The 18,143-nt window shown below is 66.7% G+C and carries 16 protein-coding genes; 3 read left to right on the top strand and 13 right to left on the bottom strand.

Annotated features, from left to right (window positions below; translation table 11 throughout):
• Window positions 1–49: 49 nt before the first annotated feature.
• The 9 genes from panC to dksA all read right to left on the bottom strand — a co-directional run bounded on the left by panC (window position 50) and on the right by dksA (window position 10,776).
• Window positions 50–901 carry a pantoate--beta-alanine ligase gene (panC, locus tag JHD77_RS10360; protein WP_003123503.1) on the bottom strand — a complete coding sequence of 284 codons (852 nt, stop codon included), beginning with the start codon at window positions 899–901 and terminating at the stop codon, window positions 50–52.
• Window positions 898–1,698, bottom strand: coding sequence for a 3-methyl-2-oxobutanoate hydroxymethyltransferase (gene panB, locus JHD77_RS10365; RefSeq protein ID WP_003095147.1), 801 nt, complete (start codon window positions 1,696–1,698; stop codon window positions 898–900). The genes panC and panB overlap by 4 nt, the downstream gene beginning before the upstream one ends.
• Before the next feature lie 249 nt (window positions 1,699–1,947).
• The gene (gene folK, locus JHD77_RS10370; protein WP_031755643.1) at window positions 1,948–2,436 is read right to left on the bottom strand and encodes a 2-amino-4-hydroxy-6-hydroxymethyldihydropteridine diphosphokinase; all 489 of its coding nucleotides are present in this window, start codon (window positions 2,434–2,436) and stop codon (window positions 1,948–1,950) included.
• The gene (locus tag JHD77_RS10375) at window positions 2,433–3,836 is read right to left on the bottom strand and encodes a polynucleotide adenylyltransferase PcnB (RefSeq protein WP_003095142.1); all 1,404 of its coding nucleotides are present in this window, start codon (window positions 3,834–3,836) and stop codon (window positions 2,433–2,435) included. The genes folK and JHD77_RS10375 overlap by 4 nt, the downstream gene beginning before the upstream one ends.
• A gap of 900 nt (window positions 3,837–4,736) precedes the next feature.
• Complete coding sequence (gene cbrB, locus JHD77_RS10380) at window positions 4,737–6,173, bottom strand: two-component system response regulator CbrB (RefSeq protein ID WP_003095138.1); 1,437 nt, start codon at window positions 6,171–6,173, stop codon at window positions 4,737–4,739.
• Window positions 6,174–6,199: 26 nt separating this feature from the next.
• Window positions 6,200–9,151 carry a two-component system sensor histidine kinase CbrA gene (cbrA, locus tag JHD77_RS10385; protein ID WP_003095132.1) on the bottom strand — a complete coding sequence of 984 codons (2,952 nt, stop codon included), beginning with the start codon at window positions 9,149–9,151 and terminating at the stop codon, window positions 6,200–6,202.
• Window positions 9,135–9,311, bottom strand: a complete 177-nt coding sequence (locus JHD77_RS10390; protein WP_003095129.1) for a hypothetical protein — start codon at window positions 9,309–9,311, stop codon at window positions 9,135–9,137. The genes cbrA and JHD77_RS10390 overlap by 17 nt, the downstream gene beginning before the upstream one ends.
• A gap of 69 nt (window positions 9,312–9,380) precedes the next feature.
• Window positions 9,381–10,262, bottom strand: coding sequence for a tRNA glutamyl-Q(34) synthetase GluQRS (gene gluQRS, locus JHD77_RS10395; protein WP_003146131.1), 882 nt, complete (start codon window positions 10,260–10,262; stop codon window positions 9,381–9,383).
• A gap of 67 nt (window positions 10,263–10,329) precedes the next feature.
• Window positions 10,330–10,776: an RNA polymerase-binding protein DksA gene (gene dksA / locus JHD77_RS10400; RefSeq protein WP_003095122.1), complete on the bottom strand. Its 447-nt coding sequence runs from the start codon at window positions 10,774–10,776 to the stop codon at window positions 10,330–10,332.
• Between the two features lie 192 nt (window positions 10,777–10,968).
• Between dksA and JHD77_RS10405 the strand changes: the two genes are divergently transcribed.
• Window positions 10,969–12,141 (top strand): pyridoxal phosphate-dependent aminotransferase, encoded by a 1,173-nt coding sequence (locus JHD77_RS10405; RefSeq protein WP_003113459.1) that lies wholly within the window; start codon window positions 10,969–10,971, stop codon window positions 12,139–12,141.
• Complete coding sequence (gene sfsA / locus JHD77_RS10410; RefSeq protein ID WP_003100180.1) at window positions 12,141–12,848, top strand: DNA/RNA nuclease SfsA; 708 nt, start codon at window positions 12,141–12,143, stop codon at window positions 12,846–12,848. Before JHD77_RS10405 ends, sfsA begins: the two co-directional genes overlap by 1 nt.
• 31 nt (window positions 12,849–12,879) lie before the next feature.
• Here sfsA and trmA read toward each other — a convergent pair whose 3' ends face one another.
• Both trmA and JHD77_RS10420 read right to left on the bottom strand, forming a co-directional pair.
• A complete protein-coding gene (gene trmA / locus JHD77_RS10415) occupies window positions 12,880–13,971 on the bottom strand; it encodes a tRNA (uridine(54)-C5)-methyltransferase TrmA (RefSeq protein ID WP_003116071.1) in 1,092 nt (363 codons plus the stop codon).
• Window positions 13,968–15,263 (bottom strand): NCS2 family permease, encoded by a 1,296-nt coding sequence (locus JHD77_RS10420; protein WP_003095114.1) that lies wholly within the window; start codon window positions 15,261–15,263, stop codon window positions 13,968–13,970. Before JHD77_RS10420 ends, trmA begins: the two co-directional genes overlap by 4 nt.
• A gap of 413 nt (window positions 15,264–15,676) precedes the next feature.
• Between JHD77_RS10420 and JHD77_RS10425 the strand changes: the two genes are divergently transcribed.
• Window positions 15,677–16,153 (top strand): SecDF P1 head subdomain-containing protein, encoded by a 477-nt coding sequence (locus JHD77_RS10425; protein ID WP_003111176.1) that lies wholly within the window; start codon window positions 15,677–15,679, stop codon window positions 16,151–16,153.
• A 21-nt stretch (window positions 16,154–16,174) separates the two neighbouring features.
• Here the strand turns inward: JHD77_RS10425 and ypfJ are convergent, their stop codons facing one another.
• Together ypfJ and JHD77_RS10435 are read right to left on the bottom strand one after the other, a co-directional pair.
• Window positions 16,175–17,068, bottom strand: a complete 894-nt coding sequence (gene ypfJ / locus JHD77_RS10430; RefSeq protein ID WP_191519346.1) for a KPN_02809 family neutral zinc metallopeptidase — start codon at window positions 17,066–17,068, stop codon at window positions 16,175–16,177.
• Window positions 17,069–17,135: 67 nt separating this feature from the next.
• A complete protein-coding gene (locus JHD77_RS10435; protein WP_031755646.1) occupies window positions 17,136–17,990 on the bottom strand; it encodes a PhzF family phenazine biosynthesis protein in 855 nt (284 codons plus the stop codon).
• Between the last annotated feature and the right edge of the window lie 153 nt (window positions 17,991–18,143).

Below are 18,143 nucleotides of genomic sequence, written 5' to 3' on the forward strand. Positions count from 1 at the left end.
AGTCCGTGGTGAGCGCTCAAGCCCCCGGGAACCGGGGGCTCGGCATGCGTCAATCGAGGTGGACTGAGAGGTTGTCGATCAGCCGGGTACTGCCCAGGTAGGCGGCGACCAGGATCACCAGTTGGCGGTCGCCGGGTACCCCGGGGCGCAGGCTGATCGGCTCGCGGATTTCCAGGTAGTCGGGGCGCAGCCCGGCCTGTTCCAGGGCCTGGCGGGCGTCGGCGAGCAATGCCGGGAAGTCCTCGGCGCCGGCGCGGATGCGTTCGCCGAGCTGCCGCAGGGTGCGGTAGATCGCCGGGGCGGCGGCGCGCTGCTGCTCGTTGAGGTAACCGTTGCGCGAGGACAACGCGAGGCCATCGGCGGCGCGCACCGTCGGCTCGCCGAAGATCTGCACCGGCAGGTTGAGGTCGCGGACCAGCTTGCGGATCACCGCCAACTGCTGGAAATCCTTTTCGCCGAACAGCGCGAGGTCCGGCTGGACCATGTTCAGCAGCTTGCTGACCACGGTCGCCACGCCTTCGAAATGGCCGGGACGACTGGCGCCGCAAAGACCTTCGGAGACGCCGGGAACATGGATGCGGGTCTGCCCGTCCATGCCGTCGGGGTACATTTCCTCGACGGTCGGGGTGAACAGCAGGTGGCAGCCGGCTTCGAGCAGGCGTTCCTGGTCGGCTGCGAGGGTCCGCGGGTATGTGTCGAGGTCTTCGCTGGGGCCGAATTGCAGCGGGTTGACGAAGATGCTGACGACCACGAAGTCGGCGCGTTCGCCGGCTTTCTTTACCAGCGCGGCATGGCCGGCGTGGAGGTTGCCCATGGTCGGCACGAAGCCGATGCGCTTGCCTTCGCTGCGGGCGCGCGCCACCGCGGCGCGCAGTTCACGGACGGTCTTGACGGTGTTCATGCGTTGAATCCGTGTTCGGCGGCGGGGAAGGACACGTCCTTGACGGCGCGGACATAGGCCGCGATGGCGGCCGGGATGCTCTCCTGGCCTTGCATGAAATCCTTGACGAACTTGGGCGAGCGGCCGGTCAGCGAGAGACCGAGCATGTCGTGCATGACTAGCACCTGGCCATCGGTCGCCGCACCGGCGCCAATCCCGATCACCGGGATCTTCACCGCCTGGGTGATCTCTTCGGCCAGCACGCTGGGCACGCACTCCAGCAGCAGCATGGCGGCGCCGGCCTGCTCCAGGGCGATGGCATCGGCGCGCAACTGGCGCGCCTGGGTTTCCTGGCGGCCCTGGACCTTGAAGCCGCCGAACAGGTTGACCGCCTGCGGGGTCAGGCCGAGATGCGCGCAGACCGGCACGCCCATCTGTGCCAGGCGGGCGATCGGCTCCGCCAGCCAGGCCCCACCCTCCAGCTTGACCATGTGTGCGCCGGCCTGCATCAGGCGGACCGCGTCGGCAAGGGTCTGGGCCACGGAATGGCTGGATTCGAAGGCCAGGTCGGTGACGATCAGGGAACCTTTGTTACCGCGTTTCACGCAGGCCGTGTGATAGGCCATTTCCTCGTTGCTGACCGGCAGGGTGCTGTCGTGACCCTGCAATACCATTCCGAGCGAATCTCCGACCAGAAGCACGTCCACGCCGGCCTGGCTGGCGGTGTGGGCGAAGGTGGCGTCGTAGCAGGTCAGCATGGCGATCTTCTCGCCGCTCTGCTTCAACCCTTGCAGGGTGGTCAGGGTTACATCAGGCATGGAAAGGCTCCTCGTTGGGCCGGTGATGAGCCGGCGCGGGGCAAACGGCCACTTATAGTCCGGATGGGGTGGCTCGAAGTCAATTGCAGGTGTTACCGCATTGTTACGGCGTTACTGCCACTGCCGAACGCCGCGCCGCCTGCGGTTGCGCGCGCAGTGTACGCCCATCCGCGACGTCCTTCGTCAGCTTTTCGGTAACAGTGTGAAGAGCCCGCCGCGAGGTATCCGCGCAGCGGCGGGCAGGCAGGGTCAGGCGCCCGGAAGGCGTTCGATGCCCTCGAACGGACAGGCCGCGAGCAGCTCCGGCAGGTGGCGGCCATCGGGCAGGCGCAGGTCGGGGGCGAGATCGGCGAGGGGATAGAGCACGAAAGCGCGCGCCTGCATGTGGTAGTGCGGCACCTTCAGGCGCGGCAGGTCGAGCAATTGTTCGCCGAACAGCAGGATGTCCAGGTCGAGCGTGCGCGGACCCCAGCGCAGGTCGCGGACGCGCCCCTGTTCCAGTTCGATGGCCTGCAGGGCGTCGAGCAGGTCGAGCGGCGCCAGGTTGGTGTCGAGGGCCGCCACGCCGTTGACGAAGCGCGGCTGGTCGGCGGGGCCGAGCGGGTCGCTGATGTAGAGCGGCGAGACGGCGACCAGGCGGGTCTCGGGAAGCTGCTCGAAGGCATCGAGGGCAGCCTGGATCTGCTCGCGCGGTTCGGCCAGGTTGCTGCCCAGCGCCACGTAGACGCGCTGGATCATTCGCCGCTTCCGCCGCTGCCTTCCTTGCGCGGCCCGCGGCGCCGACGGCCGCTGTTGCCGCCGCGGCGACGCTTGCGCGGGGCGCTGCCGTCTTCCTGGCTGACCAGGTCGCGGATCATGTTGCGCCGCTCGCTGTCGCTGACTTCCTGGTAATCGGTCCACCATTGGCCGAGTCCTTCGGTTTCCTCGCCGGCACTTTCGCGCAGCAGGAGGAAGTCGTAGCCGGCGCGGAAGCGCGGGTTTTCCAGGAGCAGGTCGGCGCGCTTGCCCTGGCGTCGCGGCAGACGTTCCTGCATATCCCAGATCTCGCGGATCGGCAGGGTGAAACGCTTGGGAATGGCAATCCGCTGGCACTGTTCGCTGATCAGTTCGTGGGCGGCTTCCTGCATCGCCGGGATAGCCGGCATGCCTTTCTCCTGCAACTGCGCGACGCGCGCCGGCAGGGCCGGCCAGAGCAGCGCGGCGAAGAGGAAGGCCGGGGTTACCGGCTTGCCCTGGCGAATGCGCGCATCGGTATTGGCCAGGGCCTGGCGGATCAGCTTGCCGGTGTAGTCGGGGTTGGCCTGCAGTGCCTTGGCGCTGGCCGGGAACAGCGGCGCGAACAGTTCGTACTCGACCAGCAGCTCGAAAGTGCGCTCGGCCCGGCCGGCGAGGAACAGCTTGAGCACCTCGTCGAACAGGCGCGCCGAAGGGATTTCCCGCAGCAGCGGGGCCAGCCGGCGAATCGGCGCGGCGCTGTGCTTCTCGATCTCGAAGTCGAGCTTGGCGGCGAAACGTACCGCCCGCAGCATCCGCACCGGGTCTTCCAGATAACGCTGCTCCGGATCGCCGATCAGGCGGATCAGGCGATTGCGGATGTCGTGAACGCCATTGGCGTAGTCCAGCAGCCGCTCGCTGGTGACGTCGAAGTACAGGGCATTGATGGTGAAGTCGCGGCGCTGGGCGTCGTCTTCCAGGCTGCCATAGACGTTGTCGCGCAGGATGCGGCCGCTTTCGTTGCTGGACGCGCGGCTATCGCCATCGTCCTGGCCTTCCGGATGATGGGCGCGGAAGGTGGCGACCTCGATGATCTCGCGGCCGAAGTGCACGTGTACCAGTTTGAAGCGGCGGCCGATGATCCGCGCGTTGCGGAATTCGGCGCGGACCTGCTCCGGCGTGGCGCTGGTGGCGACATCGAAGTCCTTGGGAGCGATGCCGAGCATCTGGTCGCGTACGCAGCCCCCGACCACGTAGGCCTGGTAGCCGGCCCGCTGGAGGATCTCGACGACCTTGACGGCGTTCCGGCTGAACTGGTCCCGGCGCAGGGAGTGCTGGTTGTTACCGATGACTTCCGGGGTTGTACGGACGGCGCGCGGACGGCGCAGGGGGGAACGAATGGTCTGGATCAGCTTTTTCAGCATGGATGTGTTATCGGGAGCACGATGTGGGTGATTGCACGCCTGCGTTGCTCAAACAGGACGGACGTCGGGTAATGCTGCGGCATTATCAGGACCTCTCGGGCGAGGCGTGTTCTGTACCCGTTGAATGTTTGGCCCCGCGACGCACAGGGCGTCCCGGGCGCCGGAACCGACTGCGCCATGCATCCTGACAGAAACGAACAGGGGCCGTACATCCTGTTCCCGCGAAGCGGGAGAGGGCCGGGAAGGCTGCGGTGAATCTGGCAAGGCATGCGGATGGCCGCATAGTCTGCGCGGATTCTAGCATTGGATGGGGAAATGGTGTAAGGCGAAGGAAAAACGGGGAAAACGGAGGGAGGGGGTGAAGCTACTGGGGGAGCCGAAGCTCCCCCCCAAGTAGGTGCGTGCTTTGTTTTTATTATGATTTCGGGCTTGTTGTTTTTGTTTGTCGACCCGTCCCTTGAGCCAGTCGCTTCAGGGATATCTCCCAGGCTGGGAGTTCAATAGCAAACGGATTGCTTTGGTCGCTGATGCTGCCATGATCGTCGAGCGATCCAACCAGTCTGTGCGCTGCCTCAAGGCAGTTTTATTCTTCTTCCGACTGGCTGCGGGACGGGTCCCGACAGCAACTCCTCTCCAAAAGAATCAGTTAGCTGCGCCTCCGCGATTTTGTTTTTGTTGTGCTGGAGTCGTTACGTGTTGTTTTTATTGTCTTCGTCGTTGCTTGTTATTGTTGTTGTGCCAATACATAAGCAGATGCCGTGCCAGTTTTTCGAAACCCAGTAAAATCAAGGGGTTGAGGTTTTCGGTGGGTCGGCGAAGGGCACAAAAAAACCGGGTTCCCGTTACCGATGAACCCGGTTTCTGTTACGCGGTACGTCTGCGGTAACAGGTTGCAGGGTGTTACGAGTCGGCCGAGGCCCCTGATTTGCGTCGCGGAATGCCCAGGCGCTGGCGGCGTTCCCACAGGCATTTGCGGCTGATGCCCAGCTTGCGGGCCAGCTCGGTCTCGGTCATGTGGTCCTGGTGCTCGAGGACGAAGTGCTGGAAGTAGTCTTCCAGCGAAAGGTCCTCGGTGGGCTCGTGGTTGCTGGCCGCGGCGCCCGCCGGGCCGAGGCCGAGGTCGGCGGCGAAGTCGTCCTCGAGGTCGTCCAGCTCGATATCGATACCCAGCAGGTCGGCGTGGATTTCCTGGCTCTCGCTGAGGATCACCGCCCGCTCGATGGCGTTTTCCAGTTCGCGCACGTTGCCCGGCCATGGGTAATGGCGGATCGCCTGTTCGGCGTCGTGGGCGAAGCTGAGCGGCGCGCGCCCCATCCGGGTGCACTGGCGAGCCAGAAAGGCGCGGGCGATCTCCATCACGTCGTTGCCACGCTCGCGCAGGGCGGGCAGCTTCAGCGAGATCACATGCAGGCGGTAATAGAGGTCTTCGCGGAATTGCCCGGTCTTGGCCAGGGTTTTCAGGTCGCGGTGGGTGGCGGCGATCAGGCGCACGTCGACCTTCTGCGATTGCACCGAGCCGACCCGGCGGATCTCGCCTTCCTGCAATACGCGCAGCAGGCGGGCCTGGGCCTCCAGCGGCAGTTCGCCGATCTCGTCGAGGAACAGGGTGCCGCCGTCGGCCGCTTCGACCAGCCCGGCGCGCCCGGCGCTGGCACCGGTGAAGGCGCCTTTTTCATGGCCGAACAGCTCGGATTCGATCAGGGTTTCCGGAATCGCCGCACAGTTCACCGAGATCAGCGGCGCCTTGGCGCGCTTCGACAGGTTGTGCAGGGCGCGGGCGACCAGTTCCTTGCCGGTGCCGGACTCGCCCTGGATCAGTACCGTGGAGTCGGTCGGCGCGACCTTGCGAATCTTGCTGTACAGCTCTTGCATCGGCGCACAGGAGCCGATGATGCCTATCTCGCCGTCGGCTGCCGCCGGGCTGGCGCCGCGCTCGCCGCCGGCCTTGCCGCCGTTGGCGGAGACCGGGGCCGCGCTGCGGTTCTCCTGGCGGTCCTTGAGGATGCGCGCCACGGCCTGGAGCATTTCGTCGTGGTCGAAAGGCTTGGCGATGTAGTCCACCGCGCCCATCTTCATCGAATCCACCGCCGAACGCAGGCTGGCGTAGCTGGTCATGATCAGCACCGGAATGCCTTCGGCGAGCTTGATCAGTTCGGTGCCGGGGGCGCCCGGCAGGCGCAGGTCGCTGACCACCATGTCGAAGGAGGGGATGGTGTAGCGCTCCTGGGCTTCCTGCACCGAGCCGGCTTCGCTGACCTGGTACTGGTTGCGCTCCAGCAGGCGTCGCAATGCAGATCGGATAATGGTTTCGTCTTCGACGATCAGAATATGTGCCATGTATTCAGCTCTCTCGACGTGCTCGTCTACAGCTCGGCCGTCGGGCCAGGGTGCCGCGGCAGGGTCACGCGGAAGCGGGTGCCGCCTTCTCGCTGGTGATCCGTCGGGCTCTCGATGGTTATCTGTCCATAATGCTCTTCCACGATCGAATAGACCAGTGCGAGGCCGAGCCCGGTCCCCTTGCCGGGGTCCTTGGTGGTGAAGAACGGTTCGAACAACTGGTCCATGATCGCCTTCGGAATGCCGCTGCCCTCGTCCTCGACGACCAGGTCCACGGTATGTTCCGAGGCTTCGCTGCGGACCCGGATCGCGCCGCCCGGCGGGCTGGCGTCGCGAGCATTGGAGAGCAGGTTGATCAGCACCTGGGCCAGGCGCTGCGAGTCGCCCTCGACCCAGTGCGCCGGATCGCAGAGGTTGAAGAACTCTACTTCGACGCTACGCCGGTTCAGCGACAGCAGTCCGATGGCCTCCTGGGCGACTTCGCTCAGGCACACCGGTTCCAGGGCCTGCAGGTGGCTGCCGGAGTGGGCGAAGCTCATCAACGACTGGACGATGCGCGATACGCGCTTGGTCTGGTCGAGGATCTGCTCGCTGATCTCGGTCAGCTCGCCGTCGCCTTCGCGTTCCTCGCGCAGGTTCTGCGCCAGGCAGGCGATGCCGGTGATCGGATTGCCGATCTCGTGGGCCACCCCGGCGGCAAGGCGGCCGATGGAAGCCAGGCGCTCGGAGTGGACCAGCTTGTCTTCCAACAGTTGGGTTTCGGTGAGGTCTTCCACCAGTAGCACCAGGCCGCTGTTGCCCGGCGCCAGGGGTTCCTCGATGGCCGCCTTGTGCAGGTTCAGCCAGCGGGTGTGGCCGTCGTAGACCAGGCGCTGCTTGTGCAGGTGCTCGTCGGGGGCGTCGATGAAACGTTCCAGCAGGCCCTTCCAGGGTTCGGGCAAGGCCGACAGGCGCGAACCGACGACCTTCTGCGCGCCGACCCCGGTGAGTTCCTCGATGGCGCGGTTCCACATCAGCACTTCCTGGTCCTTGGCCAGGGAGCAGACGCCCATCGGCAGGTCTTGCAGGGTCTGCCGGTGGTAGCGGCGCAAGGTGTCGAGTTCGGCAGCCAGGCCAGTCAGCCGGGAGTGATAGTCCTCCAGGCGGCTCTCGATGAAGTGGATGTCCTCGGTGACATAGCTTTCTTCGCTGGTCTTGTAGGGAAGGAAGGTCTCCACGATGTCCTGGGCGACACTGGGTCCCATCAGCCCGGAAAGGTTCGCCTCGATGCGGTCGCGCAAGCGACGCAGGGCATAGGGGCGACGTTCGTCGAAGGGCAGGTGGAGATCGCGCAGGGCCTGCTCGACCTCCTTCTGCGCGGTCTTGGCGCCCAGCGGCTTGGCCAACTGGCTGGCGAACTCCTGCGGCGAACCGGCGAACAGTTCGCGGCGTTGCGGACGGCGTACGTTGTCCACCGCGCAGGCCTCGGCGGCGCCTTTTTCCTCGTCGCTGGCCTCGGTGAACAGCGACACCAGGGTGAATACCAGCACGTTGGCCGCCAGCGAGGACAGCGCCGCCAGGTGCCAGTTCGAATCGTCCAGCACGTAGATCACGTCGAACAGCGGCAGGTACAGGCCCTGTACGTTCCCCATCAGGGGCAGCAGCATGGTGATCGCCCAGACCAGCATGCCGGCGATCAGCCCGGAGATGAAGCCACGGCGGTTGGCGGTCGGCCAGTACAGCACCGAGAGGGCGCCGGGAAGGAATTGCAGGGTGGCGACGAAGGACACTATGCCCAGGTTGGAGAGGTCCTGTTCGGCGCCCAGCAGCAGGTAGAAGGCGTAGCTGGCCATGATGATGGCGACGATCAGCAGGCGCCGGGTCCATTTCAGCCAGCGGTAGATGTTGCCCTGCGCCGGCGGCTGGTAGAGCGGCAGCACCAGGTGGTTGAGGACCATTCCCGAGAGCGCCAGGGTCATCACAATAGTCAGCCCGCTGGCGGCGGAGATGCCGCCGATGAAGGCGGCCAGGGCCAGGGCCGGGCTGTCCACCGCCAGGCCGAGGCCGATGGTGTAGTACTCCGGTGTGGTCGAGGCGCCGAGGCGCAGCCCGGCCCAGAGGATCGGCGGTACCGCCAGGCTCATCAGCAGCAGGAACAGCGGCAGGCCCCAACTGGCGGAAATCAGCGCGCGCGGGTTGAGGTTCTCGGTGAAGATCATGTGGAACATGTGCGGCATCACGATGGCCGCGGCGAAGAACACCAGCAGCAGCGTTCGCCATGGACCTTCGGCCAGCGGCGTGTGCAGGGTGGTCAGCGCGGTCTGGTTCTGCAGCAGCCAGACTTCCAGGCCTTCCGGCCCGCCGAAGACGCCGTACAGGGCGTAGAGGCCGATACTGCCGAGCATCACCAGCTTGACCAGCGACTCGAAGGCGATGGCGAACACCAGTCCCTCGTGGCGTTCGCGGGTGGCGATGTGGCGAGCGCCGAAGAGGATCGCGAACAGGGTGATCAGGGTGCAGAAGACGAACGCGACCCGCTCCTGGGCCGGGTCGCGGGTGAGAATGCTGATCGAGTCGGTGACCGCCTGGATCTGCAGGGCCAGCATCGGCAGCACGCCGATCAGCATGAACAGCGTGGTCAGGGCGCCGGCCCAGGTACTGCGGAAACGGAAGGCGAAGAGGTCGGCCAGCGAGGACAGCTGGTAGGCGCGTGTCACCCGGAGGATCGGATAGAGCAGCACCGGGGCGAGCAGGAAGGCCCCGGAAATCCCCAGGTAGATGGCGAGGAACCCGTAGCCGTACTGGTAGGCCAGGCCTACCGTGCCGTAGAACGCCCAGGCACTGGCGTAGACGCCCAGCGACAGGGTGTAGACCAGCGGGTGGCGTACCAGCCGGCGCGGCACGTAGCCGCGCTCGGTGATCCAGGCGATGCCGAAGAGGGTGGAGAGGTAGGCGACGCTGATCAGGATCAGCTGGGTCAGGCTAAAGCTCGTCAGCATCGCGCTGGCTCTGCAGGATGAAAGTGACCACGATGAGGATCAGCCACAGCAGGTACGGGCGGTACCAGGCGCCGTTGGGATCGATCCACCAGTCCATGATGGCGGGGGAAAAGAGATAGATGCCCACGACCAGGAGCAGGACCAGTCGGTAGATGTACATGCCGCTTCCCTCATGCTTGGGCCGGCAGGCTACAGGCTGCGGGTGGGTGCCGGCAAGCCGCCGGGCGGGCTACAGGCGTTCCTCGGGAAGGGTAGCGCAGCGCGGGATGCGCGTGGCGTCCCAGTGCGCGACGCCCCAGGCCAGCGCCTCGCTGGCGCTGGCCTGGGCCAGTTCGGCCGGCGGCCGCTGGCCGAGCGCGCGCAGGGCGCGGGTCAGCGGCGCGGCGGCCTGCTCGGCGGGCAGTGGCGGGGAGCGGTAGGACTTGCCGAGCTTGTGCCCGTCCGGCTGGACGATCAGCGGCACGTGCAGGTAGCGCGGCTGGCTCAACCCCAGCAATTCCTGGAGGTAAAGCTGGCGCGGGGTCGAGTCGAGCAGGTCGGCGCCGCGGACGATGTCGGTGATGCCCTGCCAGGCGTCGTCCAGCACCACCGCCAGTTGGTAGGCGTAGAAGCCATCGCGGCGCTGGATGACGAAATCGCCGACCTCGCGGCCGAGATGCTGGCGGACTTCGCCCTGCACGCGGTCGACGAAGCGATATTCCAGCTCCGGCACGCGCAGGCGGATCGCCGCATCCTCGCGGGCGTGCCCGGCATCGCGGCAGAAGCCCGGGTAGATCCCGGCGAATCCCTCAAGCTGCTTGCGCGAGCAAGTGCAGGCGTAGGCCAGTCCGCTGCGCAGCAGTTGCTCGACCACTGCGGCGTAGGCCGGGAAGCGTTCGCTCTGCCGCTCCACCGCGCCGTCCCATTCGAAGCCGTAGCGCTCCAGGGTTTCCAGGATCGCCTGCTGGGCGCCCGGGACTTCGCGGGGCGGGTCGAGGTCCTCCATGCGCACCAGCCAGCGGCCGCCGACGGCACGCGCGTCCAGGTAGGAGGCGACGGCCGCCACCAGGGAACCGAAGTGCAGGTAGCCGCTGGGCGTCGGGGCGAAGCGGCCTACATAGGAAGAGGTCATGGCGCGAGCGGTGCGGCGGGGAACGGCGGAAACGAAACGGGGCGCCTTGGCGCCCCGTCGGTCCGGCTCAGGAGCCGAGTTGCTTCTCGCGGATTTCCGCGAGGGTCTTGCAGTCGATGCAGAGGGTCGCGGTGGGGCGCGCCTCCAGGCGACGGATGCCGATCTCGACGCCGCAGGAGTCGCACCAGCCGTACTCTTCGTCTTCGATCAGTTGCAGGGTCTCGTCGATCTTCTTGATCAGCTTGCGCTCGCGGTCGCGGGCGCGCAGTTCCAGGCTGAATTCTTCTTCCTGGCTGGCGCGGTCGGCCGGATCGGGGAAGTTGGCCGCTTCGTCCTGCATGTGATGCACGGTACGGTCGACTTCTTCCATCAGCTCCTGTTTCCATTTGTTCAGGATCGCGGTGAAGTGCGCGCGCATGCGCTCGCTCATGTACTCCTCGCCCTTGGTTTCCTGATAGGGTTCGAAGCCGCGGGTCATCTGCTGGCTGCTCTGTTGTTTTGCTTTGGTGGACATGAATGGCCGCCTCTCACTTTCGCTAATCCTGTCCGCGGCAGGGTTCCCTCGCCGGCTCTCCGGCCCCGCGGTCGCAAGCGGGCGAACTTACCAGAACGATAACCTTGGCGCTACTCCCGGTTGTCGAGGCTGGTGTCGCCCGCGTAATGGCTTGGTTAGAATCGGTTTTTCCTCGCAAAGTTCGGAATATCCATGGCTACCTCCTATAGCGCGCGCAGTCGGGCCATCGAGCCTTTCCATGTCATGGCCCTGCTGGCGCGGGCCAACGAGTTGCAGGCCGCCGGCCACGATGTGATCCACCTGGAGATCGGCGAGCCGGACTTCACCACGGCCGAGCCGATCGTCGAGGCCGGGCGCGCCGCCCTGGCCGCCGGGCATACCCGCTACACCGCCGCCCGCGGCCTGCCGGCGCTGCGCGAGGCGATCGCGAAATTCTACGGCGAACGCTACGGGGTCGACCTCGACCCACAGCGCGTGCTGGTCACTCCGGGCGGTTCCGGAGCCCTGCTGCTGGCCAGCAGCTTGCTGGTCGACCCCGGCCGCCACTGGTTGCTCGCCGACCCGGGCTACCCGTGCAACAGGCATTTCCTGCGCCTGGTGGAAGGCGCCGCGCAACTGGTGCCGGTGGGGCCGGACAGCCGTTACCAACTGACACCGGATCTCATCGAGCGGCACTGGGATTCAGACAGTGTAGGCGCTCTGGTGGCGACGCCGGCGAATCCGACCGGGACCCTGCTCGATCGCGACGAACTGGCCGGCCTGTCGGGCGCCTTGAAGGCCCGCGGCGGGCACCTGGTGGTGGACGAGATCTATCACGGCCTGACCTATGGCGTGGACGCCGCGTCGGTGCTGGAAGTCGACGACGACGCTTTCGTCCTGAATAGTTTTTCCAAGTATTTCGGCATGACCGGCTGGCGCCTGGGCTGGCTGGTGGCGCCGACAGCGGCGGTGCCTGAACTGGAGAAGCTGGCGCAGAACCTCTACATCAGCGCGCCGAGCATGGCCCAGCAGGCCGCGCTGGCCTGTTTCGAGCCGACCACCATTGCCATTCTCGAAGAGCGTCGCGAAGAGTTCGCCCGCCGTCGCGACTTCCTCCTGCCGGCCCTGCGCGAGCTGGGTTTCGGAATCGCCGTGGAGCCGGAAGGCGCCTTCTATCTCTACGCCGATATCAGTGCGTTCGGCGGCGATGCCTACGCCTTCTGCAAGCACTTCATCGAGACCGAGCACGTGGCCTTCACTCCGGGGCTGGATTTCGGCCGCCACCAGGCCGGCCACCACGTGCGTTTCGCCTATACCCAGAACCTGCCGCGCCTGCAGGAAGCGGTGGAGCGGATCGCCCGCGGCCTGAAGAACTGGCGGCCCTGATGCGTTTCGAGCAGCCACTGGAAGAAGGCCGCCTGCTGCGTCGCTACAAGCGTTTCCTCGCCGATATCGAGAGCGCCGGCGGCGAGCGCCTGACTATCCACTGTCCGAATACCGGTTCGATGCTCAATTGCATGAGCGAAGGTTGCCGGGTCTGGTTCAGCCGCTCCAACGACCCCAAGCGCAAGCTGCCGGGGACCTGGGAGCTGAGCGAGACTCCGCAGGGCCGCCTGGCCTGCGTCAACACGGCGCGGGCCAACCGCCTGGTAGAGGAGGCGCTGCTGGCCGGGGACATCGCGGAGCTTGCCGGTTTCACCGCTCTGCGCCGGGAAGTGGCCTACGGCGTGGAGAACAGTCGCGCCGACTTTCGCCTGGAATACCCCACGGGCGCACTGTTCATCGAGGTGAAGAGCGTCACCCTGGGCTTCGACGAAACCGCCGTGGCGGCCTTTCCCGACGCGGTGACGCTGCGCGGCGCCAAGCACCTGCGCGAACTGGCGGCGCTGGCGCGGGAGGGGATCCGCGCGGTGCAGCTGTACTGCGTGAACCTTTCCGGGGTCGAGGCGGTGCGCCCCGCCGACGAGATCGATCCAGCCTATGGCAAGGCGTTGCGCGAGGCGGCGCAAGCGGGCGTCGAGGTGCTGGCCTATGGCGCCGAGGTGACGACGGAAGGATTGCACCTGGCGCGGCGCCTCCCGGTGCGACTCTGAGGCACGGCCGCGCCGTGGGGCGCGGCCACTCTCAGCGGCGTTCGAGCAGGACGCCGCTTTCCATGTGGTGGGTGTAGGGGAACTGGTCGAACAGCGCGCAGCGGCTGATCCGGTGCGTGTCGTGCAGTTGGGCGATGTTCTGCGCCAGGGTTTCCGGGTTGCACGAAATGTACAGGATGCGCTCGAAGCGTCGGGCCAGCTCGCAGGTGTCCGGATCCATGCCGGCTCGTGGCGGATCGACGAAGACACTGCCGAAGGCGTAGCTCTTCAGGTCGATGTCGGCCAGGCGGCGGAACGGGCGAACCTCGTTCAGCGCCTGGGTCAGCTCTTCGGCCGACAGGCGCACCAGGCTGACGTTGTCCACCGCGTTGTCGGCCAGGTTGGCCAGCGCCGCATTGACCGAGGACTTGCTGATCTCGGTGGCCAGCACCTTGCGTACCCGGGTGGCCAGGGGCAGGGTGAAGTTGCCGTTGCCGCAGTACAGTTCGAGCAGGTCGTCGTCGCGCTGGCCGAGCGCCTCGTAGGCCCAGCCGAGCATCTTCTGGTTGACCTCGCCGTTGGGCTGGGTGAAAGCCCCCTCGGGCTGGCGGTAGCGGAAGCGCCGGCCGGCGACCGACAGTTCCTCCTCCACATAGTCGCGTCCGACGACGATGCGCTTGCCGCGCGAACGCCCCACCAGGTTCACGCCCAGTTCCGCCGCGAGCTTTTCCGCTGCCTGTCGCCAAGCGTCGTCGATCGGCCGGTGGTAGCAGAGGGTGATCAGCGCGTCGCCGGCCAGGGTGGTGAGAAACTCCACCTGGAACAGCTTGAAGCCCAGCGCCGGGTCGGCCCAGGCCGCCTTCAGGCGCGGCATCAGTTCGTTGATGCGGCGGCTGGCGATGGGGAAATCCTCGATCAGGATCGGCGTGTGCTTGTCGCCCTGCTCGAACATCGCGTAGTGACGCTTCTCGTTGCCGGTTTCCCGCCACAGGCGGAATTCGGCGCGCAGCCGGTAATGCTCGCGCGGCGACTCGAAGACCTCTGGCGCGGGTGCCGCGAACGGGGCCAGCAATCCGGCGAGGCGGGACTTCTTGTCTTCCAGTTGCGCGGCGTAGGCGCTGGGGTCGAACTGTGGACGGCTCATGCGTTGAAGAAGCCCAGCTTGATCACGAACAGCACGGAGAGGATCACCAGCGCCGGGTTCAGTTCGCGCCAGCGCCCGGACAGCACCTTGATCGCGGTCCAGGAAATGAAGCCGAAGGCGATGCCGGTAGCGATCGAATAGGTGAACGGCATGGCCAGCGCGGTGACGACCACCGGCGCGGCGACGGTGATGTCTTCCCAGTCGATCTCTGCCAGGCCCGAGGCCATCAGTACGGCGACGAAGAGCAGCGCCGGGGCGGTGGCGAAGGCCGGTACGCTGCCGGCCAGCGGGGCGAAGAACAGCGCGAGGAGGAACAGGATGGCGACGACGATGGCGGTCAGGCCGGTGCGGCCGCCGGCGCTGACGCCCGCGGCGGACTCGATGTAGCTGGTGGTGGTCGAGGTGCCCAGCAGCGAGCCGCCCATGGCGGCGGTACTGTCGGCGATCAGCGCGCGGCCCATCTTCGGCATGTGGCCGTCCTTGCCCATCAGTCCGGCGCGCTTGGCGACGCCGATCAGGGTGCCGGAGTTGTCGAACAGGTCGACGAAGAGGAAGGCGAAGATCACGCTGACCAGGCCGATGTCCAGCGCGCCCTTGATGTCCAGTTGGAGGAAGGTCGGCGCCAGCGACGGCGGCATCGAGACCACGCCGCCGAACTGGGTCACGCCGAGCAGGATGGCGATGGCGGTGACCACCAGGATACCGATCAGCACCGCGCCGGTGACGCTACGCGCCTCCAGGGCGACGATCAGGATGAAGCCGAGGGTGGCGAGGATCGGCGCCGGCTTGGTCAGGTCGCCCATGCCGATCAGGGTTGCCGGGTTGTCCACCACGATGCCGGCGTTCTGCAGGGCGATCAGTGCGAGGAACAGGCCGATGCCGGCGGCGATCGCCGAGCGTAGCGGCAGGGGGATGCTGTTGATGATCCATTCGCGGATGCGAAAGATCGACAGCAGGAAGAACATGGTGGCGGAAATGAACACTGCGCCCAGCGCGACCTGCCAGCTGTGGCCCATGTGCAGCACCACGGTGTAGGTGAAGAAGGCGTTGAGGCCCATGCCGGGGGCCAGGGCGATCGGGTAGTTGGCGATCAGGCCCATGATGGTCGAGCCGATGGCCGCTGCCAGGCAGGTGGCGACGAACACCGCGCCCTTGTCCATGCCGGTCTCGCCGAGGATGCTCGGGTTGACGAAGAGGATGTAGGCCATGGTCAGGAAGGTGGTGATCCCCGCCAGGATCTCGGTGCGCACCGTGGTGTTGTGCGCCTTTAGTTGAAACAGCTTTTCCAGCATGTTGGATTCCCCTGAATGTGCTCTGCAACGATCCCCATGGCGCCAGCAGAAGTGGCCGGCCGTGGAGCCGGCCGCCGACCAGGGAAAACCGAATTTCCGCGTGGCGGGCGTTGCATCGCTGTCTCGTCGGCGCGGTACCGCGAACGATCCCGGCAGACGGCTGAGTCCCGAAAATGCGCGAGCCGCATGAAACGACCCACGCACGCCAGGGGCCTCGCGGCGGCCTGCGTGGGGTTCATACGGCTCGAAAAGGCGCGCATCATACCAGTTCGCGGGAGAGGGGTGAATTTCCGCCAGTCTAGTCGATCGTCGCCTCGCGGAAGGCCCTGCTCGCCCGCCCGGCGCGGGCGGCGTTAACATAGGCGTTGGCGTCCGGACGGACGCTCCGCCCAGGTTTTCTGCAGTACCTCATCATGAAACGCTCGAAACTCGCACTCCTTCCGCTGGGCCTGGCGCTGCTGCTGGCCGCCTGCGCCAGCGATCCGCTGCCGATCCCGCAGCACAGCTTCGGGGTCTATGCCACCGCCAGCACGCCTTCCGCGGCGTTCCGCACCCTGGCCGACCCGCAGGGCAAAGCCATGCTGGTGGCGCTGAAGCCCAGCCTGACCCAGGCTGACGTACTCCGCGCCGAGGTCCTGTACGACCAGAACGGTCGACCCGGCGTCGAAGTCACCTTCACCGAACCGGCCGCCCGCCGCCTGGCCGCGCTGACCGGCGAGGCCCGGGGGCGCACTCTCGCGGTACTGGTGGACGGGCGCCTGCGCCTGGCGCCGCGGGTGCGCGAGCCGATCCGCAACGGCAAGGTCTATCTCGACGGGTTGGCTTCGGCCTACGAGGCCAGGGAACTGGCCGATCAGTTGAATGCGCTGGGAAGCCAGCCGGGGCGCTAAGCGCCCGGCTGGCGGCGAGGCTCAGAGCGTCTGGGCCTTGAAGGTATCGCAACTGGCCGGCGAGCCGCTCTCGAAGCCGGTCTTGAACCAGCGCATGCGTTGCGCCGAGGAGCCATGGGTGAAGGAATCCGGCACCACCATGCCGCGGCCCTGGCCTTGCAGGCGATCGTCGCCGATGGCGTTGGCGGCGTTCAGGGCTTCCTCGATGTCGCCCGGCTCCAGCCAGTTCAGCCGCTGCTGTGCACGGTTGGCCCAGACCCCGGCCAAGCAGTCCGCCTGCAGTTCCTGGCGTACCGACAGGCCGTTGGCGCCCTCCATGCGCGCGCCGCGCTGGCGGGCTGCGTTGATCTTGGCCGAGATGCCCATCAGGTTCTGCACGTGGTGGCCGACCTCGTGGGCGATCACATAGGCCTGGGCGAAGTCGCCGGCGGCGGAGAAGCGCTGTTCCATCTCGCGGAAGAACTCCAAGTCGAGGTAGACCCGGCGGTCGGCCGGACAGTAGAACGGCCCGGTGGCCGACGAGGCGAAGCCGCAGGCGGAATTCACCCCATTGCTGAACAGCACCAGCTTGGGCTGTTGGTATTGTGCCTGGCCGCTGGCGAAGATCTGTTCCCAGGTGTCCTCGGTGTCGCCGAGGATCGAGCGGACGAACTCGCTCTGCTCGTCGTTGGCCGCCGGGGCCCGACCGCCGGCCTGCTGTTGGGTGGCCGGCGCCGGGCTATCCATCTGGCCGAGCAGCGACCCGAGGATCTGCATCGGGTCCTGGCCCATCAGCAGGCCTACCACCACCACGATGGCCACCCCACCCAGGCTGAGGCCCTTGCCGCCGATGCGCATGCCGCCACCGCCGCCTGCGCCTCCTTCACCCCGGGCATCAATCACGTTGTCACTGCGTCGTCCTTTGCGCCAGAGCATGGCGGTTCTCCTGTACGTTTCGCTTCTTCAGTGTTGTCGTCGTCCGCCGCCAGCGCCACCCCGACCGTCAGGCCGAGGTCAGCAGCTCGGCGCGGGCGAGCAGTTGGACGTGGCCGCCGACCCTGACGCCGCCGTCTGTCGCGACCTGGACGTCGAGCCGGCTCGGCCGCTCGAGGAAGCGTCCCTGGTGCAGGACGAAGGGTTCGCCGCGCGCGGCAAGCCCGTATTCCACCAGGTAGGCGGCGACCGGACCGGCAGCGCTGCCGGTAGCCACGTCTTCCACCAGCCCCAGGCTGTCCCAGGTCCGGCCCTCGCGCCCGTCGACGTCGAGCAGATAGACAAACGCCGCGCCGAGTTTATCCAGGGCTTCTTGCAAATCGTTGACCTGACGGGCTCGACCCAGCGCCTCGGCGGTTACCGGCAGGAGCAGGTAGGGCAGGCCGGTGCTCACCACCCGCGGTGGATGCCCGGACAGGTCGTTGGCCGATAGCGAGAAGGCTTCGGCGAACCAGCGGCAGGTCCCGGCGTCCGGGGTGGCGCCGAATTCGGCGCGGCCCTGGTCCATCTCGGCGTAGAAACCGCTGCCCGCCCGCACGCTGCGCAGGGCCACCGATTTGCTGGCCAGGTGCAGCGTCCAGTGCTGTTCGTTGTCGCCGCCGCGCAGGTGATGGAGCAGGGCGGCGGCGCCGAGCAGCGGGTGGCCGGCGAACGGCAGTTCTTCCTCCAGGGTGAAGATCCGTGCGCGGAAGGCCCGTGGGTCGTCGCCCGGCAGCAGGAAGATCGACTCGAACTGGCGCAGTTCGCGGGTCCAGGCCTGCATGGCGGCGTCATCGAGGGCGCTGGCGTCGTCGAACACGGCCAGGCCGTTGCCGGTGAGCGGACGCTCGGCGAACACATCGAGTTGCCAGTAGCGTCGGGACATGGGCCTTTTCCTGTGAAATGGAATGAAAAACGCGAGGGGGGACTCGACAAGCAGCCTATCGGCCTTTATGTTCGCCGACAAGAAAGCGCCTGGCTGGTGCTTTCCAGGCCGCCGCAGCGGCCGGCGTCGCTCGGACGGTTCCGGGCGCTTACG

Source organism: Pseudomonas sp. P20, assembly GCF_016463925.1.
GTDB classification, from domain to species: domain Bacteria; phylum Pseudomonadota; class Gammaproteobacteria; order Pseudomonadales; family Pseudomonadaceae; genus Pseudomonas; species Pseudomonas aeruginosa.